This window comes from Luteolibacter arcticus (genome assembly GCF_025950235.1).
Classification (GTDB): domain Bacteria; phylum Verrucomicrobiota; class Verrucomicrobiia; order Verrucomicrobiales; family Akkermansiaceae; genus Haloferula; species Haloferula arctica.
The window spans coordinates 149,765-173,698 of the sequence record NZ_JAPDDT010000007.1 but is presented as its reverse complement, the minus strand read 5'-3'; the positions used below and the strand labels follow the sequence as shown (position 1 = coordinate 173,698).

The 23,934-nt window shown below is 63.9% G+C and carries 24 protein-coding genes; 19 read left to right on the top strand and 5 right to left on the bottom strand.

Annotated elements, in window-relative coordinates:
• Positions 1-253 precede the first annotated feature (253 nt).
• From OKA05_RS16745 to OKA05_RS16685, 14 genes are all read left to right on the top strand, one after another.
• Positions 254-1,105: a MotA/TolQ/ExbB proton channel family protein gene (locus OKA05_RS16745; protein WP_264488323.1), complete on the top strand. Its 852-nt coding sequence runs from the start codon at positions 254-256 to the stop codon at positions 1,103-1,105.
• An 11-nt stretch (positions 1,106-1,116) separates the two neighbouring features.
• Complete coding sequence (locus OKA05_RS16740) at positions 1,117-1,533, top strand: ExbD/TolR family protein (RefSeq protein ID WP_264488322.1); 417 nt, start codon at positions 1,117-1,119, stop codon at positions 1,531-1,533.
• A 33-nt stretch (positions 1,534-1,566) separates the two neighbouring features.
• Positions 1,567-3,996, top strand: a complete 2,430-nt coding sequence (locus tag OKA05_RS16735) for a tetratricopeptide repeat protein (RefSeq protein WP_264488321.1) — start codon at positions 1,567-1,569, stop codon at positions 3,994-3,996.
• Positions 3,997-4,199: 203 nt separating this feature from the next.
• A complete protein-coding gene (locus OKA05_RS16730; protein ID WP_264488320.1) occupies positions 4,200-6,260 on the top strand; it encodes a sodium-translocating pyrophosphatase in 2,061 nt (686 codons plus the stop codon).
• Between the two features lie 90 nt (positions 6,261-6,350).
• Entirely contained in the window at positions 6,351-6,791 is a 441-nt protein-coding gene (locus OKA05_RS16725; RefSeq protein ID WP_264488319.1) for a hypothetical protein, read from the top strand.
• 236 nt (positions 6,792-7,027) lie between these two features.
• Positions 7,028-7,111: a K(+)-transporting ATPase subunit F gene (kdpF, locus tag OKA05_RS29360; protein ID WP_343226974.1), complete on the top strand. Its 84-nt coding sequence runs from the start codon at positions 7,028-7,030 to the stop codon at positions 7,109-7,111.
• 15 nt (positions 7,112-7,126) lie between these two features.
• Positions 7,127-8,914: a potassium-transporting ATPase subunit KdpA gene (gene kdpA, locus OKA05_RS16720; RefSeq protein WP_264488318.1), complete on the top strand. Its 1,788-nt coding sequence runs from the start codon at positions 7,127-7,129 to the stop codon at positions 8,912-8,914.
• Between the two features lie 21 nt (positions 8,915-8,935).
• Positions 8,936-10,960 (top strand): potassium-transporting ATPase subunit KdpB, encoded by a 2,025-nt coding sequence (gene kdpB, locus OKA05_RS16715; RefSeq protein ID WP_264488317.1) that lies wholly within the window; start codon positions 8,936-8,938, stop codon positions 10,958-10,960.
• 3 nt (positions 10,961-10,963) lie between these two features.
• On the top strand, positions 10,964-11,554 hold the full coding sequence (kdpC, locus tag OKA05_RS16710; protein WP_264488316.1) for a K(+)-transporting ATPase subunit C: 591 nt from the start codon (positions 10,964-10,966) through the stop codon (positions 11,552-11,554).
• A complete protein-coding gene (locus OKA05_RS16705; protein WP_264488315.1) occupies positions 11,551-11,943 on the top strand; it encodes a potassium-transporting ATPase subunit C in 393 nt (130 codons plus the stop codon). The genes kdpC and OKA05_RS16705 overlap by 4 nt, the downstream gene beginning before the upstream one ends.
• Before the next feature lie 62 nt (positions 11,944-12,005).
• A complete protein-coding gene (locus tag OKA05_RS16700) occupies positions 12,006-12,254 on the top strand; it encodes a type II toxin-antitoxin system Phd/YefM family antitoxin (RefSeq protein ID WP_264488314.1) in 249 nt (82 codons plus the stop codon).
• Entirely contained in the window at positions 12,251-12,688 is a 438-nt protein-coding gene (locus tag OKA05_RS16695; protein ID WP_264488313.1) for a PIN domain-containing protein, read from the top strand. Before OKA05_RS16700 ends, OKA05_RS16695 begins: the two co-directional genes overlap by 4 nt.
• Positions 12,689-12,692: 4 nt before the next feature.
• Entirely contained in the window at positions 12,693-15,329 is a 2,637-nt protein-coding gene (locus OKA05_RS16690; protein ID WP_264488312.1) for a DUF4118 domain-containing protein, read from the top strand.
• Positions 15,326-15,988, top strand: a complete 663-nt coding sequence (locus tag OKA05_RS16685; protein ID WP_264488311.1) for a response regulator — start codon at positions 15,326-15,328, stop codon at positions 15,986-15,988. The genes OKA05_RS16690 and OKA05_RS16685 overlap by 4 nt, the downstream gene beginning before the upstream one ends.
• A 1-nt stretch (position 15,989) precedes the next feature.
• Here OKA05_RS16685 and OKA05_RS16680 read toward each other — a convergent pair whose 3' ends face one another.
• Complete coding sequence (locus tag OKA05_RS16680; RefSeq protein ID WP_264488310.1) at positions 15,990-16,712, bottom strand: hypothetical protein; 723 nt, start codon at positions 16,710-16,712, stop codon at positions 15,990-15,992.
• A gap of 173 nt (positions 16,713-16,885) precedes the next feature.
• The gene (locus OKA05_RS16675) at positions 16,886-17,080 is read right to left on the bottom strand and encodes a hypothetical protein (protein ID WP_264488309.1); all 195 of its coding nucleotides are present in this window, start codon (positions 17,078-17,080) and stop codon (positions 16,886-16,888) included.
• 218 nt (positions 17,081-17,298) lie between these two features.
• Here OKA05_RS16675 and OKA05_RS16670 point away from each other — a divergent pair, with 218 nt between their 5' ends.
• Positions 17,299-17,652 (top strand): hypothetical protein, encoded by a 354-nt coding sequence (locus OKA05_RS16670; RefSeq protein WP_264488308.1) that lies wholly within the window; start codon positions 17,299-17,301, stop codon positions 17,650-17,652.
• Positions 17,653-17,717: 65 nt separating this feature from the next.
• Here the strand turns inward: OKA05_RS16670 and OKA05_RS29535 are convergent, their stop codons facing one another.
• Both OKA05_RS29535 and OKA05_RS29530 read right to left on the bottom strand, forming a co-directional pair.
• Positions 17,718-17,864 (bottom strand): class I SAM-dependent methyltransferase, encoded by a 147-nt coding sequence (locus tag OKA05_RS29535; RefSeq protein ID WP_264488307.1) that lies wholly within the window; start codon positions 17,862-17,864, stop codon positions 17,718-17,720.
• Between the two features lie 2 nt (positions 17,865-17,866).
• Positions 17,867-18,013: a hypothetical protein gene (locus OKA05_RS29530; RefSeq protein ID WP_264488306.1), complete on the bottom strand. Its 147-nt coding sequence runs from the start codon at positions 18,011-18,013 to the stop codon at positions 17,867-17,869.
• Between the two features lie 127 nt (positions 18,014-18,140).
• Here OKA05_RS29530 and OKA05_RS16655 point away from each other — a divergent pair, with 127 nt between their 5' ends.
• The 4 genes from OKA05_RS16655 to OKA05_RS16640 all read left to right on the top strand — a co-directional run bounded on the left by OKA05_RS16655 (position 18,141) and on the right by OKA05_RS16640 (position 22,905).
• Positions 18,141-19,454 (top strand): hypothetical protein, encoded by a 1,314-nt coding sequence (locus OKA05_RS16655; RefSeq protein ID WP_264488305.1) that lies wholly within the window; start codon positions 18,141-18,143, stop codon positions 19,452-19,454.
• A gap of 83 nt (positions 19,455-19,537) precedes the next feature.
• Entirely contained in the window at positions 19,538-19,912 is a 375-nt protein-coding gene (locus tag OKA05_RS16650) for a hypothetical protein (protein ID WP_264488304.1), read from the top strand.
• Positions 19,909-20,310, top strand: a complete 402-nt coding sequence (locus OKA05_RS16645) for a PadR family transcriptional regulator (protein ID WP_264488303.1) — start codon at positions 19,909-19,911, stop codon at positions 20,308-20,310. The genes OKA05_RS16650 and OKA05_RS16645 overlap by 4 nt, the downstream gene beginning before the upstream one ends.
• A gap of 12 nt (positions 20,311-20,322) precedes the next feature.
• Positions 20,323-22,905 carry a VIT domain-containing protein gene (locus OKA05_RS16640; protein ID WP_264488302.1) on the top strand — a complete coding sequence of 861 codons (2,583 nt, stop codon included), beginning with the start codon at positions 20,323-20,325 and terminating at the stop codon, positions 22,903-22,905.
• Positions 22,906-22,907: 2 nt separating this feature from the next.
• Here the strand turns inward: OKA05_RS16640 and OKA05_RS16635 are convergent, their stop codons facing one another.
• Entirely contained in the window at positions 22,908-23,858 is a 951-nt protein-coding gene (locus OKA05_RS16635; RefSeq protein WP_264488301.1) for an arabinan endo-1,5-alpha-L-arabinosidase, read from the bottom strand.
• Positions 23,859-23,934: the final 76 nt, after the last annotated feature.

The window sequence follows — 23,934 nt, the reverse complement described above, 5'->3', positions numbered from 1 at the left end:
ATAAAGGCAGGGAATCGGGGAGCAGGATGAATGGGGTGGATGAAGAGGAGCCGAGCCAGCTCGATCCCCAGCCCCCAGCTTCATGCCTTCATCTGTGTCCATCAGTGTCATCTGTGGTTAAATTCTTCCGCTGGCATGGAGGGTTCGCGGGCAGGGTGACGGATTTGCGACCCCGGCTGGGGACGGCGGGGCTACAACTCCGGCCCGCAGGGCTTGCGTCCCGGGGGCGGGCCGTTAAGCTCCGCGAAATTTCATGATCCGGCACACGAAGATTCTCGGAGCGGTCCTGTTCGCCATGGCTGGCCTGCCGGCGTGGTCCCAAGATGCGCCCGTCACACCGCCGAAGCAGGAGATGGACTTCATGGAAGTCTTCAAGGCGGGCGGCGCGATGATGCCGGCGCTGGCCGTGCTGTCGGTGCTGACCGTGGTGCTCATCCTCCTCTACATGATGATCCTGCGCCGCAATGCGGTGGTCAGCGACCGCTTCATGAACCAGGCGGAGGCGCTGATCCGCCGCAATGACTTCCTCGGCCTGATCGGCTACTGCAAGCGCCGCAACGAATGCATCTCCCAGATCACCGAGCGGGCGCTGGAATTCATGACCCGCAACAGCGGCGCGACCTTTTCCGAAGTCCGCGACGTGGCGGAAGCCGAGGGCTCGCGTCAAGCCAGCCTGCTCACCACGCGGGTTTCCTATCTCGCCGACATCGGGGCCATCGCACCCATGGTCGGGCTGCTCGGCACGGTCATCGGGATGATCAAGTCCTTCATCCAGGTCTCCGACGGAGGCTTCCAAGGCGCACGCCAGATCGCCTTCGCAGGCGGTGTGTCGGAGGCGCTGATCGCCACCGCGGCCGGCCTCGGCATCGCCCTGCCGGCACTGGTCTTCTACGCGTTTTTCCGTGGCAAGGTGCAAAAGCTCATTTCCGATCTCGAAGGCGCGGCCACCCACCTGATGGCCATCCTGCGCGCCCAAGTGGATCGCCACAACACCGTGCCTGCCCAAGGCGGCGGCACTCCCGCCCGCCGAATCTCCCGCGAGGATTTCGCCATGCCGACGCCGTCGCCACTGCACGACGACCGCCCCGACCTCCACGGCATCTGAGCTGAGCCCCGATGAAATTCCGCAACCACAAGATGCCCCCGGCGGAGCTTCAGCTCGCGCCGATGCTGGATGTCGTCTTCCAGTTGCTGATTTTCTTCCTGGTGAGCTTCGAGTTCCAGCGGTCGGAATACGACATGAAAGTGTCCGTTCCCAGCGCTCAGGAAGGCGCGGACCCGAAACGGGCGCTCGGCGAAATCATCGTCAACGTGCGTGCCACCGGCGAGGTCACCGTCGAAGGCCAGACGATGACCCAGGTGCAGCTCAAGGAGAAGCTCTCGGCCATCGCCGCTCTCCACAAGAACCAGCCGATCCGGCTGCGGGGTGATGCGGATGCGACCTACCAGACCATCGTCGAGGTCATCGACACCTGCCAGAAGTCGGGAATCTGGAACATTTCCTTCGCCACCCAGCGGAAGTCCGAGAATTGAGGCAGTCGACGGTTTCCGTCTGAAAACCCCGCCTTGGCAAAGGCCGTAAACGACGCGATGCTCCGCGCCGTGGTGACCATCCGAACCGTCCTCTGCCTGATCGCCGCAGGCACCGTGCTAGCCCAGGAGCCGCCCGCGCCGCGCGCCGAACCGGTCGATCCAGCGCTGCGCCCGGATGCAGGACAGGACTTCTACCAGCACGGACGGAATCTCTACGAGGCAGCAAAGCGCGCGAACGACCTCGACCAGCGGATCGCCGGCTTCGAGCGCGCGATCGACGTGCTCTCGCGCTACCTCAACCAATTCCCCAATCACGCGAACTCGGAAGCCGCGCTGTGGTACCTCGGCGAGAGCTACTACAAGAGCGGCCGGGTCGATGACGCGAAGCGTTGCTACAACAACCTGCTGCGCAACCATCCCAAGGGCAAATACGCCTCGGCAGCCGCCTTCATGCTGGCGGTCGATCATTTCAACAACCGCCAGTATGCGCTGGCCGCCCCGCTGTTCGAGCGGATGGCTGCCTCCGCCGAGGTCCCGGCAGAGCGCCAGCGGGCACTCTTCCACGCCGGCTTCTCCTACGAGCTCCACGGCCGCACCCGCGAGGCCATGGACTACTACCGCAAGGTCATCGCCGATCCCGGCCAGCCGAATGCCTTCCTGGAAAAGAGCCAGCTTTACCTCGGTCGCCTGCTCGCGCGCGCCGAGAAGCTCGATGAAGCATTGCCGCTGCTCGACAAGGTGGTGATGTCGCGCAGCACCGCCGATTTGCGGGGCCCCGCCGCCATCGAGGCCGGGGCGATCGCCGCCAAGCAGGGCAATGCCGAGCTGTCCGACAAATATCTGCGGCTGGCGCTCGATACCCCCGGCTTCGAGAAATACCGCCCGGATGCCCAGATCGCGCTGATGAAGACGCGCTTCGACCGCAAGGAGTATGCGGAGGTCATCAAGATCTACCGCCAGAGCGTGGAAAAGGCCCAGGGCGAGCAGGAAGCACTGCGCCTGATGTTGGCCGCCCGCGCCTACATGCAGATCGAGAAGAACGTCGAGGCACTTGAGCTCTTCCGCGAGGTCGAGAAGATGATGCTGCCGAACAACAGCTTCGCCTTTGAGGCCAACTACCTGCGGCTGCTCTGCTTCTACCGCATCGAGGGCCGCCACGTGCCGGAGCAGGTGGACGCTTTCCTCCAGCTCTATCGGAAGAATCGTCCGCGCGACCCGAAGATCCACACCGCGCTGCTCATGAAGGCCGAGACGCTCATGAGCACCAAGAAACCGGATGAGGCCGCCAAGGTTTACAACGAAATCGACGACACCCTGCTCTCCAAGGAAAACCGCAAGGGCTACCTCTACAACCGCGCCAGTTGCCAGCTTCTCTCCGAAGACCCGCAGGGCGCCATTCGCTCGCTCAGCGAGTTCCTGGAATCGTTCCCCGACGACAAGCGTGCCGCCTCCGCCCGGCTCCAGCGCGCCGGTGCCTATCGCGACTCCGGCGAGCCCGCCAAGGCTCTGGCGGACTTCGACAAGCTACGCGGCGAGGGAATCGACCCCGAATTCCGCGCCCTCGCGATGCTCGAATCCGCCGACATCTGCAAGCAGGAGGGCAAGCTGGACGAAATGATCGTCCGCTACCGGGCCTTCTTTGAAGCGTTCCCGAAAGCGACCGAGGCCCGCAAGGCCAAAGCCTGCTACTGGCTTGCCTGGGGCTTGGTCAAAACGAACAAGGTGAAGGATGCCATCCAATACGCCGAAGCGGCCCGCACGCTGGATGGCAAGACCTATGGCAAGAATGCCGGCACCCTGCTCGCGCTGGCCCACTGGGCGCTCCAGAATCCCGAGGCGGTCTGCACCGAGGTGGATCGCGCCATCGAGGACAACAACGTCGTCTCATTGCCCGACCAATTGATTTCGTGGGCCGCCATGCAGGCCTTCAGCGCAAACCGCTTCGACCAGGCCGCCCGCTTTTACGATCTGGTCGCAGACGAGGAGAACCCGCGCGCCACGCCGAAGGAGATCTGGCGGAATTTCGGCAAGTCGCTGCTCGCCGCCGGCAAGGCGGAGGCTGCGCTTCCTGCCATCAACAACGCCCTCGAGGTCGAGGAGAATGTCGGCTGGAAGACCGATGGGCTGTTGGACAAATCGAAGGCATTGGTCGCGCTCGACCGGCTCGATGAAGCCTATCAGGTCGCCGAGGAATGCCAGCTCCTCCGCCCCGAAGGCCGCGTCAACGCCGGAATCCGCATCACCAAGGGGGACATCCTCATGAAGCGGAACAACGCGGCCGGAGCGGTCAACGAATATGTGGCCGTGGTGGTTTTCCTCAGCGACGAGGACCGCCAGCTGAAGCCCGAGGTGCTCTGGAAGCTGGAGGAAGCGCTCAAGAAAAAGGGCGATCCCGTGGACGCGGAGAAATACCGCGCCGAGCGGCTGAAAAAGTACCCCGACTGGAAGCCGCCGGGCAACTGAGGATTGCGGATCGCGCGGAACGGACTCCGCTTACCTTCCCCGAGGCGCATCCATGCCTTGTTGGGCCGCTCATGCGTGCACCCACGTTGACCCATGCGATTCGGAACTAATTCCACACTCGTGGCCTTTGGATCCGTTTCAAGCTTGTCAGTTAGAGAGGATACTTCAACTTACGAGACGAACCCATACCCAGAAGTTTCCCGATGCAGCGTTTTCTAACCGACTACGGCATTGCCACCTCCCTCACCCTCGGTGCCGTCGGATTGGCAGGTGCGATTTACTTGATCCGGATGGTCAATTCCTGCTCTGCGGGAAACGACCGCATGGCTGAAATCGCAGGAGCCATTCAGGCCGGAGCCAAAGCCTACCTCCACCGACAGGTCATCACCGTCTCGGTGATCGCCCTCATGCTCTTCGTCGCGATCGGCTACCTCCGGGACTGGTATACTGCCATGGGCTTCGTGCTCGGCGCGGTCTGCTCGCTGGCCGCCGGCTACATCGGCATGATGATCGCCGTTCGCGCCAATGTCCGAACCGCCCAGGCCGCGTCGGTAAATCCGCATGCCGCCCTGCGTGTCGCCTTCAACGGCGGCGCGGTCACCGGGCTGCTGGTGGTGGCGCTCGGGCTGCTTTCGGTCGGCATCTTCTATCGCGTCGTGCTTGAATACAGCGGCAGCGGAAAGATCGCCATCAACTCTCTCGTCGGTCTCGCCCTCGGCAGCTCGCTCATCAGCGTCTTCGCCCGGCTCGGTGGCGGGATCTACACCAAGGCCGCCGACGTCGGCGCGGACCTCGTCGGCAAGATCGAACAAAACCTTCAGGAAGATGACCCGCGCAACCCCGCCACCATCGCCGATAACGTCGGCGACAATGTCGGCGACTGCGCGGGCATGGCCGCGGACGTTTTCGAAACCTATGCGGTGAGCCTGATCGGTGCCGTGCTCGTCGCCTTCCTCACCGCGGCCGACCAAGCGAAGGCCGCACTGGTCTATCCCTTCGTCATCTGCGGCGTGTCGATCATCGGCGCGCTGCTCGGCATCGCCTTCGTCAATATCGTCCGCGTCTCTCCCACCGTTGCGCTGATCGGCGGCGTGGCCGTCAGCGGGCTGACCTCCGCACTCCTGCTGCATCCGGTGACCCACGCGATGTTCCCGCAGGCCATTGAGTTCTCCGGCAAGCTGGTGGGATCTCCTGCACTCTACACCTGCGTGCTGGTCGGCATTGGCATGACCTTCGCCGCGGTCTTCATCACGAACTACTACACCTCCACTGCCCACCGGCCGGTCCGCCGCATCGCCGAGTCCTGCAATACCGGCCACGCGACCAATATCATCGCCGGCATCAGCACCGGTCACCACGCCACGGTGATGCCCGTCCTCTGCATCGCCGCCTCCATCTGGCTGTGCTACTCGCAGGCCGGCCTCTACGGCATCGCCATCGCCGTCACCAGCATGCTCAGCTTGTCCGGCATCATCATCTCGCTCGATGCCTTCGGCCCGATCACCGACAACGCCGGCGGCATCGCCGTGATGAGCGGGCTCGATCCCTCCGTCCGCAAGGTCACCGACGAACTCGACGCCGTGGGCAACACGATGAAAGCCGTCACCAAGGGCTACGCCATCGCCTCCGCTGGCCTCGCCGCCATGGTTCTCTTCGGCTCCTATGTCGAGGAGCTGAAAGCCCATCTCCACCAGAACTTCGTCTTCGATCTGATGGACCCGCGGGTAATGATCGGCCTCTTCATCGGCGGGCTGCTACCGTTCTCCTTCACCGCCTACGCGATGGACGCCGTGGGAAGTGCCGCCGGGGCCGTGGTGCGGGAAGTCCGCCGCCAGATCGAGGCCTTCCCCGGCATCCTCACTGGCAAGGACACTCCCGACTACCGGCAGTGCGTGGACATCGTGACCAAGGCCGCGCTGCGCCAGATGATCCTGCCCGCGCTGCTGCCGCTCATCTTCGTGGTGGGTGTCGCCATCATTCCAGAGCACGGGCCGTATTTCCTCGGCGGCCTGCTGGTCGGAACCATCGTCACCGGCTTGTTCCTCGGGATTGCCATGACTTCCTCCGGCGGAGCGTGGGACAACGCCAAGAAATTCATCGAAGACGGCAACCACGGTGGCAAAGGCTCGCCCGCCCACGCCGCCAGTGTGACCGGCGATACCGTGGGTGATCCCTACAAGGACACCGCCGGTCCGGCCGTGAACCCGATGATCAAGGTGGTCAACATCCTCGCCATCCTGCTGATCCCGATCCTCTTCCGCTGACACGGGAAATCCCGGGCGGGGCTCTGTATGTGCTCCCTCGTGGCTTGCCGAGGACCTTTCCGCCCGCTCTGCTCAGCATCCGCTTCTCGCATGCCCAGCCGTCCCGTCGCCGATCCTGTCTCCCGTGCCCGCTCGATTCATGACAAGCGGCCGTTCAGTCGCGCGATCTTCTTCACGCTGGTCCACTACCTGTGCGTCATCGCATTCATCACCTGTGCGGTGATTCTCTTCCTTCATCCCACGCCGATGACGTTGGTGAAGCCGCTGATCGCCTCGGTGATCGCTTCCGCCTTGAGCTGGCTGTTCGCGTTCCTGCGCCGCCGCTCCGCCCGCTGCCCCTTGTGCAAGGGTTCCCCGCTGCTCGACAGCGGTGCGGCGAAACACGTCAAAGCCTCCCGCCTGCGTCCCTTCAATCACGGCACCACCGCCGTGCTCGGCATTCTTTTCCTCAATCGCTTCCGCTGCATGTACTGCGGGACGCCGTACGACCTGCAGAAGCCCTCGGCCGTCGAGCGGCGCAGGAAGGGCTGAAGCCCGTTGCGGAAAAAATGCGTTCGTCGCGGCTTGGCTGACCACCTTCCGGAGAGGCGTGGTCGTCCCCACGTGTTGACACTTTCTTGACGCCTCCCGCCGGGACTTTGACTCCCCGGATCCGGAAACCGTGGGACCATGGCTGCGTATGAACGACGCCATCTACCTGAGCATCGCCGGGGGCTTTTTCGTCCTCGCCTTTCTCTACGCCAACTTCTGCGAACGCATCTGATCCCATGGAAACCATCGTTGTCGGGCTCATCGCCCTCGCCCTGCTCGCCTACCTGTTCACGGCCATGATCTGGCCGGAGCGATTCTAACATCACGCCCCTGTCATGCACGCCAACGACTGGCTCCAACTCGCCCTGTTCCTGGGCATCCTCGCCGCCATCACCAAACCGCTCGGCATCTACCTGACCAAGGTGCTCGATCCGAACGGGAGAACCTTGCTCGACCCGGTGCTGCGGCCGGTGGAAAAACTCACCTACCGACTGATGGGCGTGAAGTCCGATCAGGACCACGACTGGAAAGGCTACGCGCTCGCCATGCTGCTCTTCAGCCTGGTGGGTGTCGTGTTCACCTACGCGATCCTGCGGCTCCAGCACGTCTTGCCGCTGAATCCTCAAGGGCTGCCCGCGCTTTCGCCGGCGCTCGCCTTCAACACCGCGGTCAGTTTCACGACCAACACCAACTGGCAGAGCTACGGCGGCGAGGCGACCATGTCCTACCTGTCGCAGATGGTCGGCCTGACCTTCCACAACTTCGTTTCGGCGGCCACCGGCATCGGCATCGCCGCGGCGCTGGTGCGTGGAATTTCCCGCCATACCACCACTGCGCTGGGGAACTTCTGGGTCGATCTGGTCCGCTGCACTTACTACCTGCTGCTGCCGATCTGCGTGGCCTTCGCGGTCTTCCTCGTGTCGCAGGGCATGATCCAGAACTTCAAGGCATACGACACCGCGCAGGTGATCGAGCCGCAGACCGTGCAGGTCGAGACAACCAACGATGCCGGTGAAACGGTGACCGAATCGACCACTGTGGACCAACAAGTGATCGCGCAGGGCCCGATGGCCTCGCAGGTCGCTATCAAGATGCTCGGCACCAATGGCGGCGGTTTCGTCAACGCCAACGCCGCCCATCCCTTCGAGAATCCCACCCCACTCGCGAACTTCATCCAGATGCTTTCGATCTTCGCGATCGGCAGCGGCTTGACCTGGTATCTCGGCAAATCCACCGGGAACCAAGGCCACGGTTGGTCGGTGTGGGCGGCCATGATGATCCTCTTCGTCGCCGGCACGGTCACCTGCTGGTGGGCCGAGGCCGCGGGCAATCCGATCCATCACGCGCTCGGGGTCGCCGCCGCGGACGGCAATTTCGAGGGCAAGGAAGTCCGCTTCGGCATCTTCAATTCCTCACTCTTCGCCGTGATCACCACCTCCGCCTCCTGTGGCGCGGTGAATTCGATGCACGACTCCTTCACCGCGATCGGCGGGCTGGTGCCGCTGTTCATGATGGAGCTCGGCGAAGTCGTCATCGGTGGTGTCGGCGCGGGACTTTACGGCATGCTCGTCTTCGTGGTGCTCGCGGTGTTCATCGCCGGCCTGATGGTCGGCCGCACGCCGGAATACCTCGGCAAGAAGATCAATGCCTTCGAGGTCAAGATGGCGATGCTCTCCCTGCTGGTGCTGACGATGTCGATCCTCGGCTTCACCGCCTGGGCCGCCGTTTCCGACTGGGGTCTCGCGGGCCTGAACAATGCGGGGCCGCACGGCTTCAGTGAAATCCTCTACGCCTACAGCTCCGCCACCGCGAACAACGGCAGCGCTTTCGGAGGACTAACCGCCAATCCAGCCAACGGCGATCCGCACTACAATGTCACCCTCGGCCTCGCCATGTTGATCGGCCGCTTCCTCATGATCGTGCCAATCCTCGCGCTGGCCGGCTCGCTGGCGAAGAAGAAGTTCTCGCCGCCCAGCCCCGGCACCTTCCCGGTCTCCGGCGGCACCTTCACCGTGCTGCTCATCGGCACCGTGCTGCTCATCGGCGCGCTGAACTTCCTTCCCGCCCTCGCGCTCGGCCCGATCGTCGAGCACTTCCTGATGTACGGCGGCAACCTCTTCTAACACGTCACTATTTTTCCGACCATGTCCACGAAAGCTCCATCCCTCTTCGACAAGGCCATCCTGGCGCCCGCTGTCGGCGAGTCCTTCAAGAAGCTCGACCCGCGCCTGATGGTGAAGAACCCGGTGATGTTCGTCACCGAAGTCGGCGCCGTGCTGACCACCGTCGCGATCTTCACCGCGAAAGCCGACCACGGCTTCATCATCCAGCTCGCGGTCTGGCTGTGGTTCACCGTGCTCTTCGCGAACTTCGCCGAAGCCGTCGCCGAGGGCCGCGGCAAGGCCCAGGCCGACAGCCTCCGCAAGGCGCGCAAGGACACCATCGCCCGCCGCCTCGCCAAGAACGGCCAGGAAGAAGCGGTGGCCGCTCCCCTGCTTGAGAAAGGCGACTTGGTCGTCTGCGAAACCGGCGACGTGATCCCCGCCGATGGCGAGGTCGTCGAAGGCATCGCCAGTGTCGATGAGGCCGCCATCACCGGCGAATCGGCTCCGGTCATCCGCGAAAGCGGCGGCGACCGCAGCGCGGTGACCGGCGGCACCCGCGTCATCAGCGACCGCATCGTCATCAAGATCACTTCGGAGAAGGGCAACACCTTCCTCGACCGCATGATCGCGATGGTCGAGGGTGCGAAGCGCCAGAAGACACCGAACGAAATCGCGCTGACCATCCTGCTCTCCGCGATGACGCTGATCTTCCTGCTCGTCTGCATCACGCTGAAGCCCTTCGGCATCTATGCCGGCATGGAGTTCACCACGCCGGTGCTGGTCGCGCTGCTGGTCTGCTTGATCCCTACCACCATCGGCGGCCTGCTGAGCGCCATCGGCATCAGCGGCATCGACCGCATGATCCGCCGCAATGTGATCGCCACCAGCGGCCGGGCGGTCGAGGCGGCCGGTGACATCGACGTGCTCTTGTTAGACAAGACCGGCACCATCACGATCGGCAACCGCATGGCTTCCGCCTTCCTGCCCGCTCCCGGCGTGACGGAAAGCGAGCTGGCCGATGCCGCGCAGCTTTCCTCGCTGGCCGATGAAACCCCGGAAGGCCGCAGCATCGTGGTGCTCGCCAAGGAGAAGTTCAACATTCGCGGCCGGGATCTCCAGCAGCCGCACGCACACTTCGTGCCCTTCGCTGCGCAGACCCGCATGAGCGGCGTGGACCTCGACGGCCGCAGCATCCGCAAGGGTGCCGCGGAGTCGGTGCAGCGCTGGGTCGAGGAACAGGGCGGACATTTCCCGGCCGATGTCTCGGCGGCCGTGGAGGCCGCCGCCCGTGCCGGTCGCACGCCACTGGTGGTCGCCGAAGGGACCAAGGTCCTCGGCGTCGTCGAGCTCAAGGACGTGGTCAAAGGCGGCATCAAGGAGCGCTTCGCCCAGCTCCGCAAGATGGGCATCCGCACCGTGATGATCACCGGCGACAACCCGATGACCGCCGCCGCGATCGCCGCCGAAGCCGGCGTGGACGACTTCATGGCGCAGGCCACGCCGGAGGACAAACTCAAGCGCATCCGCGCCGAGCAAGCGGCCGGCCACTTGGTCGCGATGACCGGCGACGGCACCAACGACGCGCCCGCACTGGCCCAGGCCGATGTCGGCGTCGCAATGAACACCGGCACTCAGGCCGCCCGCGAAGCTGGCAACATGGTCGACCTCGATAGCAACCCCACCAAGCTCATCGAGATCGTCGAAATCGGCAAGCAGCTCCTGATGACCCGTGGTTCTCTAACAACCTTCTCGATCGCCAACGACGTCGCGAAGTACTTCGCCATCATCCCGGCGATGCTGATGGTGACCTTCCCGGCAATCGCGCCGCTCAACGTCATGAATCTCGCTTCGCCGCAGAGCGCCATTCTCAGCGCGGTGATCTTCAATGCACTCATCATCATCGCCCTGATCCCGCTCGCCTTGAAGGGCGTAGCCTACAAGCCGCTCGGCGCAATGGCCGTGCTGCGCCGCAACCTGCTCGTCTACGGCCTCGGCGGCCTGCTCTTGCCCTTCGCCGGGATCAAGGCGGTCGACCTCATCATCTCCACCCTTCACCTCGTTTGAATCATGAAATCCTTTGGAACTGAAATCCGGGCTGCGGTCGGCTCGACCATCGTCCTCGCCGTGGTCTGCTGCGGTGCCTATCCCCTGCTCGTCACCGGAGTGACCCGCACCCTCTTCCGCGACAAGGCGGACGGCAGCCTGATCAAGGATGCATCCGGCAAGATCGTCGGCTCCGCTTTGCTCGGCCAGACTTTCACCGGCGAAAAATACTTCCACCCTCGGCCGTCCGCCGCCGGCGCGAATGGCTACGATGCCGCCAGCTCCAGCGGCACCAACCTCGGGCCTACCTCGCAGAAGCTCAACGAGCAGATCAAGGACCGGGTGGCCGCGTATCGAACGACGAACGGCCTGGCGGCGGATCAAGCCGTGCCCGCCGATGCTGTCACCGCGTCCGGCAGCGGCCTTGACCCGCACATCAGCCCGGCAAATGCCGGACTGCAGGCCGCCCGCGTCGCCAAGGCCCGCAACCTGCCAGTGGAAAGGGTCCGCGACCTGATGCAGATCCATACCGATCAGCCCGACCTCGGCATCCTGGGAGATGCCGGCGTCCATGTGCTAAAACTCAACCTCGCGCTCGACGACCTACCCCGATGAAACGCCCAGTCCTCGTCTTGATGGCCGCACTGCTGCTCGGTGGCTCCGGCATCGTGTGGTGGACGGCCCTGCGCGAAGACACGGAGCCTCTGCCCGACGAAAAGCGCGTCGCCATGATCGAGTTGGAAGACAAGCAATCCGGTCCCGGATATTTCCATCCCGACGATCCCGCGGCTACTCCAGATGAACAGGGCGTCACGTGGATCGCCCCTGACAAGGTGGCTGTTCAAATCGACCGGGTAATCCGTGAACGGAAGCTTGATGAAAGCTCCCGCGAGAAACTTGCCAAGCTGATCGAGGAAGTCTCCGAGCCGCATCCTTCCCGGGTGATTGGCGGCAACCGGGTTAACCTCGCCCGCCTCAACGTGGCACTCGACGCCATGAAGTGACCGGCGCGCTTTCCCACGCCTCCCTTGACTCCCGGCGTCATGTGTTACATCATTGTGTCACAATGAAGACAACGAACATCCGCGAGCTGAAGCACGCGACCTCCACCGTGCTCGAGTGGGTCGAGCGCGGCGAGACCGTCCAGATTACCCGCCGCAACAAGGTGGTGGCCATTCTTTCCCCACCGCCGCCAGAACGGCGAAAGAGAATCATACGCCCGGATTTCGAGAAGGAACTCGACGAGATCTTCGGTGACCGCGTCCTGCCAACCACCGGGACCGAATTGATGGACTACGACCGGGGCAATACATGAAAGCTTACGCCGATACCGGCTTTCTCGTATCCGTTCACAGCCGCGACGCGAACACGAGCCGCGCGCTCGCCCGAATGACCACGCAAACGTTCCCTCTCGCCTGGAGCTGGATGCATGAGCTGGAGTTCCGCAATGCAATGCGCCTGCGGGTCTTCCGGGGAGAGGTTCTGGAAAGCGAAGTCGCCTTGGTCTTCGAAAAGGTCCAGCGCCGGCTTGAGGAGGGTGTCTATGGCAAGGCGAACCCGCCGGTTGAACGAATCGTGGATGAGTTCGAGCGTCTCAGCGCGAGCTTCAGCACCAAGCTCGGCACCCGTTCCCTCGATGTCCTCCACGTCTCGCTTGCGTTGGTCCTCGGCGTGAAGGAGTTCCTCACCTTCGACTCCCGCCAAATTGCCTTGGCCAAGGCGGCCGGGCTCAAGGTTCCCAAGCTCTGATGCAATGACCGACAACCGCCCCGACCCCGATCTGCTGCTCGCGCAAGTCCAGCGCGAGGAGGGTCGGCGTCGTGCTGGGAGGCTGTTCATCTTCCTCGGCATGTGCCCGGGCGTCGGCAAGACCTACGCCATGCTCCAGGCCGCGCGGCAGCGCCGCAACGAGGGCCTGCGCGTGCTCGCCGGCGTCGTGGAAACCCACGGCCGGGCAGAGACGATCGCGCTGCTGGAAGGAGTCGACATCCTCCCGCGCAAGAAGCTCGAACACAGTGGCCACCTGCTGGAGGAATTCGACCTCGACGCGGCACTCGCCCGCCGGCCCGACTTCCTGCTGGTAGATGAACTCGCCCACACCAACGCCCCAGGTAGCCGCCACGCAAAGCGCTATCAGGACGTCCTCGAGCTGTTAGACGCGGGCATCGATGTCTGCACCACGCTCAATGTCCAGCACATCGAGAGCCAGGTCGATGTCGTCCGGCAGGTCACCGGTGTCGCGGTCCAGGAAACCGTACCCGATTCCATTCTCGACCGCGCGCACGAGATCCAGCTCGTCGATCTCAGCGTGGAGAAACTCCTTCAGCGCATGTCCGAGGGGAAGGTCTATCTGGGCGAGCGCGCCGATGCCGCCGCGGAAGGCTTTTTCCGCGAAGGCAACCTCACCGCCCTGCGCGAACTTGCCCTGCGTTTCACCGCGGAGAAGGTGGACCGCGATCTCGAGGACTTCCGCCGCGCCCGCCGTGATGCCACGCCGTGGAAAACCAATGCCCGGCTACTCGTCGGCGTCGCGCCCTCGCCGTATTCGGAAAGTCTCGTCCGCTGGACACGCCGCGCCGCCGCGAGGGTCGGCTGCCCGTGGATCGGCGTCTGGGTCGAGAGTTCCCGGCCGCTGCGTCCCGACCAGGAAGAACTGCTTTCCCGCGGTCTCACGCTGGTCCGCAATCTCGGCGGTGAGGTCGTCCACGTCACCGGCGACGACGTGGCGAAGGCGCTGTTAGACGTGGCCCGCGAGCGCAACGTCAGCCAGATCGTCGTCGGGAAATCCGAACGCAAGCGGATCTTCAGATCCACCCTGACCGACCGCGTCATCTCCGGCAGCGGCGACATCGATGTCTGCGTGGTCCGCCCGCTCGCCGGCAAGCGGCCAAAGTCCGTCGAGGAAAAGGCACCCGCGTCGCGATGGCACGACTACGGCAGCGCGCTGCTCCTCACCGCAGGGGTGACGTTGCTGTCTCTCCTCGTGCTGCCCTACAGCGGTTACACCGTTCCTTCATTCCTCTACCTGCTGGCGATCGTGCTCGGGTCGATGCGCTGGGACCGCGGGCCCACACTGATGATGGCCGCGGTGTCCGCGGTGGGGTGGAACTACCTTTTTATCCCGCCGCGCTTCACGCTCCACGTCGAGCAACCGGAAGACATGGCGATGCTTGCGATGTTCTTCGTCGTGGCGCTTTCCATGGGCCAGCTCACCGCTCGCCTGAAGATGCGGGAGCGCGCCGAACGCGAGCGACAGCGCCACACCGATGCCCTGCTGCGGGTCACCCAGCAGGCCGCTCTGCATCCCGAGGCGGACAAGGGCCTGGAGGCTGCGCTTCGCATCATCGAGTCCATCCTCGGGGGCCAGGTCACGTTGTTGCTCCGGCAGGACGACCATTCGCTTGGCCGGAACCCGCATCCGGCCAGCGCCTTCGCGCCGGAAGAGAGTGAGTTCGCGGTGGCCGCCTGGGCCTTCGCCAATCATCAGGCCGCGGGCCGTTTCACGGACACGCTGCCGTCCGCGGTGGCAACCTGGTTTCCTCTCCAGACCGCGACCTCGACGATGGGCGCGCTGGGCCTGAAACGCGACTCGGGGCGGCTCACCTTCACCGAGCGTCAGGCGGCACAAGCTTTCGTCCTGCAGCTCGCCCTGGTGTTAGAGAAGGAACATTTCATCCAGGCCGTGCAACACGCCGAGCGACTGGAGGAAGGCGAGAAGCTCCGCCGCGCGCTGCTCGACAGCGTTTCCCACGAGCTCAAGACACCCATTGCCGTGATCCGCGCCGCGCTCGACGCGCACGGCACCGCCGGCAATCCCTACCTCTCCGAGATCGATACCGCCTCGCGCCGGCTCCAGCGAATCGTCGAAGGCCTGCTGCAAATGACCCGCCTCGAGTCCTCGGTGATCGAGCCGCGCATGGAATGGTGCGACGTCCATGAGATCGTAGGCAGCGCGCTGGAAACGACGGGCGAGATCTTCCGCGGGCGCACCTTCACCGAGCAGATCGGTGCGGATATGCCGCTGGTAAAGACCGACCACGCCTTGTTAGAGCAGGCACTCGCAAACGTCCTGCACAATGCCGCGGTCCACACGCCGGAGGGCACACCGGTGGAGCTGGCCGTCGCGCGCCGGGGCAAGCACATTGAGTTCACGGTTCGCGACCACGGGAAGGGCATCGCCGCGGGCGAGGAGGGGCGCATCTTTGGCAAGTTCTACCGCTCGCCCGGCGCGCCAGCCGGCGGCACGGGCCTCGGGCTCTCGATCACGAAAGGCTTCCTGCGCGCCTTGGGCGGTGAGATCGTCGCCCGCAACCACCCCGCCGGCGGCGCCGAATTCACCCTCCGCCTCCATGCGGAAACGATGGAACCTGCCGCCGTGACCGAAGCATGACCGCCCTTGTCATTGACGATGAAATCCAGATCCGCCGCCTGCTCCGGCTGGCGCTTGAGTCGCGCGGCTACGGCGTCCAGGAGGCCGAGAACGGCCAACTCGGCCTGCAAGCCTGCGCGGTCCACCGGCCGGATGCGGTGCTACTCGATCTCGGCTTGCCGGATCTCGACGGGCTCGAAGTCCTCAAGCGCCTTCGCGAGTGGAGCGACGTGCCGGTGCTGATTCTTTCCGTGAGGGACGAGGAGCAGGGCAAGATCGCCGCACTCGAAAACGGTGCCGACGACTACGTCACCAAGCCCTTTGCCACCGGCGAGCTGCTCGCACGTCTTTCCGCCATCCAGCGCCGCCGTCATGGCAACGATGCTCCGGAGATCGTCTTCGGCCCGCTGCTTGTCCGGCTGGACCGCCACGAGGCGATCTTGAAGGGCGAGGAGCTGAAACTCACGCCAACCGAGTTCGCCTTCCTCCGCGCCCTCGTGAAGCATCCGGGGAAAATCGTTACCCAGCGCCAACTCCTGCGCGAGGTGTGGGGCCCGCAAGCGGAGGAACAAACGCACTACCTCCGCGTCTATGCGAACCTGCTGCGCAAGAAGCTCGGCGACCTGCTGCTGATTCGCAACGAACCCGGCATCGGCTACCGGATCGTGGAGCCGCTTTGAGTTAAGCCGAAATCTGCAACCGCAGACCGAAGTGCTCCGTTCTCGAAAGGTGGAAGCCCGGATCATTCACGTCCGCATGCACCACGTGCCGTTGGGTCCTGTCCGCGACGCGGAGCACGCTTCCTGAGGAATCGACAAACGACGGCTCAAAACGTGCCGCGCCCCGGCTGCCCGGCGTCCGGACATCCACCTCCAGGTCGCGGCACTCGTGAAGGATCTGGCAGGCGTCGCGGACAACGGCGGCATCACAAGCCGGGTTCACCGGCCGCTCCCATTCATCCAGCCAGGCCCCCGCGCCGAGGCGGCGGCTCTCGAGACAATCGAGCGAAACCCCTTCGAAGTGATCGATCAAATTCCGAACCACCGGTGAATCCCATGCGTGACCGTCGAGCCGGATCGTCAGGTGCAGCGGCCGGCCCGGCTCCGCCATTCCGATCAGCGGCCGCCGGTCGGAGGCACCAGCGAGCAGGTAGAGATTCTGAAGCCGGCCCGTGTCGGTTTCCAAGCCGCTGAGATGATCGCCAATGACCTGCCAGCCGCTTTCGCGGGTGGCAACCGAGAGCCCGAAGGTGGTGGACTTGGCAAGGCTCAGCCCCTGCTGCCGCAGGACAAGCGTGGTCTTTCCAAGACAGCAAAGATGATTGAGCAGCTCGGGCAGCGGCCCGCGCAGTTGGAACGCACACGAGCACGGGGCCGAGGGGCTTCTTCTCCATGAGCAGAACATGCCCGGAGGATACCCCCCCTCCCCCCACCGCGCTCGCGGCCGCTTGCGGAACTTGCGCCCGTCGTTGCCAATCAACAGGCCGCAGGAAAGACGAAGGGCATCGCGCGGTACAAGAAAAAGCCCCGTCCCGCGAAGGACAGGGCTTTGCACATGACCGAAGTCATTCGGCCATTTCAATCAGCCTTTTGAAAGTCGCCGCACCAGTCGTCACCGGCGGTCACGGGGAACATCGACTCGAACTTCACCTCTTCATCGACCTCGAAGGCGACGGTTTGGGGTGCATGGCGGCGGCACTCGCCAGCATCGTCTTCAAGCTTGTTCCAGAAAGCGCAGGCCTGGCAGGCGCGGGTTGCCGTTTTCGTATTCATAAGATCGGTAGGTTGGTTGAAAGATTCGCCCTAACATGCTGCCGGGATTTCTCCCGCGCAACCTAAGAATGACTTGAGAAACAGTCTCAAGTCCTAGGATTTCAACGAATTGCGACCCATTCTCATTTACCATGTCGCACACTATGGCAATTCACCGCTAATCCATGACTTCCTCGACAGCAGGACCAGAGGCAACAGAATCGTCGTAAATGAGGACCGTGCCCTTCTCCCCTGACTACCGCTGGCTGCTCACGGTCTTCTATTCGCTGCACCTCATCTGGACCGGTCTGCAGCGCTGCATCGAAGAACGCGCCTACAAGCCCAACGCATTGTGGTTTTGCCTGGTCACCGGATTGATCGTCATGGCCGGGGCTTTCCTCCTCCGCTGCGGAAAGCTCTCCGCCGCCCGCGCGATGGCCGGGCCGGTCGTCGCGCTGGTGTTCGGCTTCTACCTCTACTGCTTTGTGAAAGTCCCCGCGGAGGACGCCACGATGCGGGTGGGCCTGATCATCCTGACTTCCATCGCCCAGTTCGTGGTGCTGTTCCTGCCTGCCGCCCCGGCAAGGGACTGACTTGTTAGAAAGCGCAGGTGCTGAAGAGCGCCCTCCCGCAAGAGGTGGATTGATCCCGTCCTGAGCTATCCGACCAGCGAGTCGAGATAGCCCTCATGACACTCGCAACGATCCACAATCCCCGCTTCGGTCGCTTTCTTCCGGCAGTGATCGAGCATGGCACCCGAGGGTTCGACCGCGGTGAATCGCCAGCCGGGAAACCTGGCGGCCAAGGCTAACAGCTCAGCCCCCGTACCCGCACCCACACACAGCGGGCGCGCGAGTGCAGCGCATCCCGCATGGGATCCAGCTTGGCGAATCGCTGGTCATAGGCAGCGGCGTGGTCCTTGTCGAAGGAGGGCGATGGACTCGAGGTGGACATGGGTCGTGAAGGTGGCTTTGCGAAGAGTTCGTGGCGGAGGGCGGCCACATCCGACGAATCCACAAAACGCAAACCAAGTGCAATATTATTATTGCACTTTTCATGCAGCAGTTTCTTTCTCGCATCAATGAATCGCGCCGCCGCCCTCCTGCTTTGCCCTGCCCTTCTGCTCGCCGATGGTGACTCGCATTCCGGCCATCAGCATCATGATCACGATCACGGACACCCCGGCCACTTGCCGGGCAGTCCGCATCATCCGCATTTGGAAAAGGAAGAGGACAAGAACGATTGGTTCCACTTCCACCCCCACCTGAATGCCGCGATGGCCATCGGTGGATCGACCTCCGAGAAAAACCTCGGACTGATCCGTGGCAGCCACGCGCCAATCGATGATGGCTTCAATCTCCAGGGCATCGAACTCGGTGGCGTGATGGAGTTCGGCGAGCGGGTGTCGGTGCATGCGAACCACAACGTGTTTTGGGATCGCTTCGACGGCTGGGGCAGCGAGTGGGAGGAAGGCTATGCCACCGTCGAATTGCCGGGCGAGGGGGTCTTCCGCGGCGGGCAATTCTTCGCGCCCTTCGGCCATGAGAACACGCTGCACCTGCACGACCGCCAGTTCGTGGAGCCGCCGATCTCGATGATCCGCCTGCTCGGCGAAGAAGGGCTGGTCGTGCTAGGCACCGAGCTCTCCTGGCCGTTGCCCGGCACCGACGAGCGCTGGCTGCTCCGCTTCGGCTACGGCCAGACACGTGATCATGAGCACGGCGCGACCCGCGAACTACGACGTGAGGCGTACTTGGAAGCGGTCGAGCACGCGGGCGAGCACCACGAGGAAGAGGAGGAAGAAGAAGGTGAGCATCACCACCACCATGGCCACGGATTTGCCGGCAACGGCGGCACCTACGATGCCGAGGAAGCCTACCTCGACGACGGCTTCTTCTTCGGCCGCTTGGAAACGAAGCCGGGGCTGAAGGTGATCGAGCGGGCAGGCCTGTCCTTAGCCGCCGGCGAGAACGGCTTCGGCCGGACCACTTGGACAGCCGGTGCGGATGTCTTCGGCGAGTGCGAAGCCGGTGGTCGCCCAGTGTGGTGGCGTGGCGAGGCGTTCTATCGGGCCGTCGAGGCGCGCGATGCCGCAGGCATCAAGGGCGACTACGATGAGCTCGGCATCTACGCCGCCAGCGGCATCGAGTTCACCGAGGACTGGACGCTCGGCGCGAGGATCGAATGGGCTTCGGGCAACCGCATGTCGGGCAACGAACGCCGCTGGCGTGCCGCCGCCAATATTGGGCGCGCGTTTCATCTCGCGGAGAACGCCGACGTCCATACTCGCCTGCAATACACCTACGACCGGCTCGGCGGCTATGCGGACGAGCACACGGTGTGGCTCCAGTTCGTGCTGAATCTCGGCGCGGCCGAGCACGGCCACAACCACTGAGCGCTGCCGCCCTCGGCCGGTGACGATTTGGCTTGCCACTACCTTGCGATGCACGCTACCTGTCCGGAAACTCTTTTCCGGCCATGGAAGCAGCAGCTCTGATCATCGCGCTCTTTATCGGCTTCGTCATCCAGCCCGATCAGGGCGGAGTGGTGGCGCACGGTGCCTCGCCACAAGGCGTCCGGTATGTCGTGACCCAGGAATGGAACGGCTGGGATAGCTGGAGCGAGCCCTACACCGTGCGACTCCACACCCGCGCGCCCGGCGGGAGCTGGCAGGCCTACTATGTCGATCACGAGGCCCTCCACTGGGAGCACTGTTCGGTCCGCCTCAGCGAGGACGGCTCGGTTCTTGAAATGACCGGCGGTGACAAGGTCGAGCGCACCTTTGACCTGAGCAAGGGCGAGAAGAGCGAGCGCCCTCCCTTCCTGCCGGAGGGCATGAAAGACGAGCCATGAGCGAAGTCGATCCCAACGAGCTTTTCGAGAACTGGACCGTCCAGATGCGCAAGGGCGTGCTCGACCTGTGCATCCTCAAGGCACTGGCCGGTGGTGAATGCTATGGCTACGCGCTGGTCAAAACGCTGGTCGCCATTCCAGGCATCGGCGTCGCGGAAGGATCGATCTATCCCCTGCTCTCGCGCCTGAAGAAACAGGGCCTGGTGACCACCCGCCTGGAAGAATCCAGCGAAGGTCCTGCCCGCAAGTACTACCGGCTGACGCCCGCCGGGAAGATGCTTGGCGAGGAGATGCAGGCCTATTTCCAAGAGATGGCCAAGGGCGTGCGAGGTCTCCCCGATTTCACCGTGCCTTCATCCGAACTTCCGAAAAAACCGGCAATTCCCCGCCGCAATTGACTTCTCCCCGCCATGAAAACGTGGACTACCCAAGCCGAGAAACGTCTGGCCGAATACCTCGACGAGCGCGCCCGCCGCGAAGGCTTCGACGATGAAGAGGCGGACGAACTCAAATCAGACCTGCGCCGCCACATCCATGAGGAAGCCGAGAGGGAAGCCTCCGGAAACATCGGCCTGATGCAATTGGAAGGCATCCTCGGACGACTCGATGCAGGCTATCGGCCGGCTCCCGAGCCATGGTCGGGCCAATCAAAGCGGCCCCTGAATCCGATGTGGGCGTGGTCTTGGGGAGTGGTGATGCCGGTCATCGTGGTGCTGGTGGAAATCCTCACGTCATTCTGTGGCGGCGTGTTCTTTGATCCAGTGCCGACATGGTGGCATGCGCTGCTGATCCTGCTAGTACCGGCGATCAATGCATGGTTCTTGAAGGGAGCACCGGGCGCCAAGGAGCCCACGAAGGGCTTCGCCGCCGGCCTTGCGGTGATCGTCGCCGTATTCTATGGACTGCTTTTCTTACCGCTGATCCATCTGTCAGCGTTCGCGCTAATCTATATCGGCATGGGCCTGCTTTCCCTCACGCCGGTCTTCGCTGGGTTGTGGACATGGCGAATCGGTCGCCAGGTTGGCAAGGAATCGCCGGACGTTCCGCGTTATCGACGCGGTTGGAAGGCTGGCCTTGCCACGGCACTGGTGGCGCTGATGGCGCTAGAAGGCCCGTCGCTGTGGACTCGGTCACAGTTGGAAGCCGCCACCGGCAACGGTGCAGACCGGGAAGCCGCGGTGCAGAGATTGCGCGCATTCCATTCATCCCGGGCGCTGCTGCGTGCCTGCTATGAACGCAACGGCGAAATGGGACGCACCACCGATATCGTCGGCTGGATGGCACACGGGTGGCTTCAAGCCGCGACGCTGGGAGGATCGGCATCCTCCAATCTCGATACCGCGAAGGTTCGCGATGTCTTCTTCCGCGTCACCGGCAAGCCGTTCACCAGCGTGAAGCCGCCGCGGGCCGTGAGTGAGACGGGATTCGCCCGCAGGTCCCGGGTCGACGGAGACCGCGAGTGGGAATTCGACGAACATGTCGGGGGCGACGATGTCGCCCTGCGATTGAAGAACCTCGACCTCTCCGAGTCCCGCTTCGATGGCCATGTCGACCCACGGTCGCGGCTCGGCTACGGCGAGTGGACGATGGTGTTTCACAATCGCGCCCAGAATGCACAGGAGGCGCGCTGCCAGGTGTTGCTGCCGCGCGGCGGACGCGTGTCCCGCCTCACGCTGTGGGTTAATGGCGAACCGCGCGAAGCCGCCTTCAACGCGGTTTCGAAAGTGAAAGCCGCCTACAAGGCGGTTGCGGTGGTGCAGCGGCGCGATCCCGTCCTCGTCACCATGTGTGGCCCCGACACCGTGATGGTGCAGTGCTTCCCGGTGCCGGCAGGCGGCGACATGAAGATCCGCTTTGGCATCACCGCGCCGCTCGATGGTGACCTATGGGAAATGCCGCGCATCCTCGAACGCAACTTCGGCCTGAAGGACGGTCTCGAACACGCGGTCTGGATGCAGAGCGAAGGCACGTTCGATCTGTTAGAGCAGGGAGCGGAGAAACGCACCGCCGCGGCAGATGGCCCCGGCCGCTCGATGGCCCTCACGCTGCCGGCGGCGACCATTGGCAACAGCCTTCTCGCCGTGAAAGCCACCGCCGATTCCGGCGAGGCCCCCGCCGTATGGTGCGAGGACAAGTTCGCGCCCGCCTTCGAGCGCTATCTGGTGCGCGAGCCGAAGAAATTTCACCGCAAGCCCGAGGGCAAGCTGCTGGTCGTGATCGATGGCTCGGCTTCGATGGATGAGGCGAAGCCGTGGTTGCTCCAGGCCTTGAGCGGACGGAATGCCGACATCCTCCTGGCAGATGATGGCGTGAGCCCGGTCACCGTGAGGGACCTCCACGACCAACGTTTCAGCGGCGGCCGCGACAATGAACCCGCCCTGCGCGAGGCCGTCCGCCGCGCCAAGTCCGGCGAGGCCGGTGACATCGTGTGGATCCATGGCCCGCAAGCCGTTGGCCTTGCACAGACAGAAGCATTGCTCCAATTGATCGAGCGCGGCACCCGCATCCCAGTGATCCATGAGGTCATGGCATCACCGGGACCGAACCGCTTGGCGGAAGCACTTCAAAGCAGCGGAGCGATGCGCCGCGGCCCCGCCCTGCTGAATCCTCTCGAGGACCTCGCAGCCTTCCTCGACACGCTTGCCATCGAGCGCGATGAGCCCGCCTCGCACTGGCGGCGCAGCGCAACGCCCCCCGAAGGCCTCGGCGCGCCGGTCTGGGATCACCTCGCCCGCCAGTGGGCGATGGAGTCGATCGACTCTACTCTCTCCGAAGTCCCCGAAACCGATCGTCCCGCGCTGGCTGCCCGCTACCAACTCGTCACCCGCGTTTCCGGCGCGGTCGTGCTGGAAACGATCGAGCAGTATGAACAGCACGGGCTCAAGCCGGTCGATGCCGACTCTGTTCCGCAAGTGCCCGGCGTTCCCGAGCCCTCCACATCGCTGCTGATACTGCTCGCCGCCACGGCAGCGGCTTGCCGCAGGAGGCGTTAGATTCACTCCACTACCGGCCAGCCGTCCTTCCACGCAAGCGGCAGCATCCGCAAATCCGAGCGCCCTCTACGGTCCTTGTCGTAGTAGTGGTGAACCAGCCACTCCTTGCCCTCCTCACGGAAGATCGAGGCATGGCCCGGCCCGATGAAGCGGCCCTGCGTCGCGAGGAAGGGCGAGCCGCCGCCGTCCTTCATGTCGGTGCCATCCTTGTCGAGATAGGGGCCGGTGATCTTCTTGCTGCGGCCCACACGGATCTCATAGGTGCTGTCCACGCCACGGCAGCATTTCCCCCAATTCACGAAGAGATAGTACCAGCCTTCGTGCTTATGGATGAAGGGCGCCTCGATCTCGGGATACATCGCGAGCTTGAGCGGAGCATCGTCGTTCTTCCGCAGTCCGGTTTCAGGATTGAGCTCGATGAGAAAGATCCCTTCCCAGAATGAACCGTAGCTCATCCACAGCTTGCCGCCATCGAGGATGACCGCGGGATCGATCGCATTGAAGCGATCCGGCCTTCGCGAGCGGATCACCACGCCCTCGTCCTTCCAGCCATAGTCCTTCGACTTCGGATCGAGCGTCTTGCCGGTGAGTAGGCCGATCGCAGAGTGATTCGAGCCGAAGCTGGAGACCGAGTAGTAGATGAACCACTTGTCCTTGATGCGGACGATGTCCGGCGCCCACAGGTGACCCTTGTTCTCCGGCACCTCCGTCTTGTGCCAGGCGGGATACTCGCGGAAGAGCGGTGCCTCGCGCTTCCAGCGGCCGTCCTGTTCCCGGCGCAGCAGCAGTACGCCATTCCCGGTGGAGAGGCACCAGGCATCGCCCTTCTCCGTCACCACCGTGGAGGGATCGTGGATGCGCGGGTAGGGCTCATCCGGCCGGAACTGCGCGACAAGCGGCAGAGCGGCGGCGAAGAGGAAGAGGAAGAGGAAGAGGAGAATCCGCGAGGGCATGGGAGAGGAACGTCCGGGGAGCCCCAATGTTTCGGATACTGTCACAGTTGATCTGTCGACAGCGACCGAGACCGAA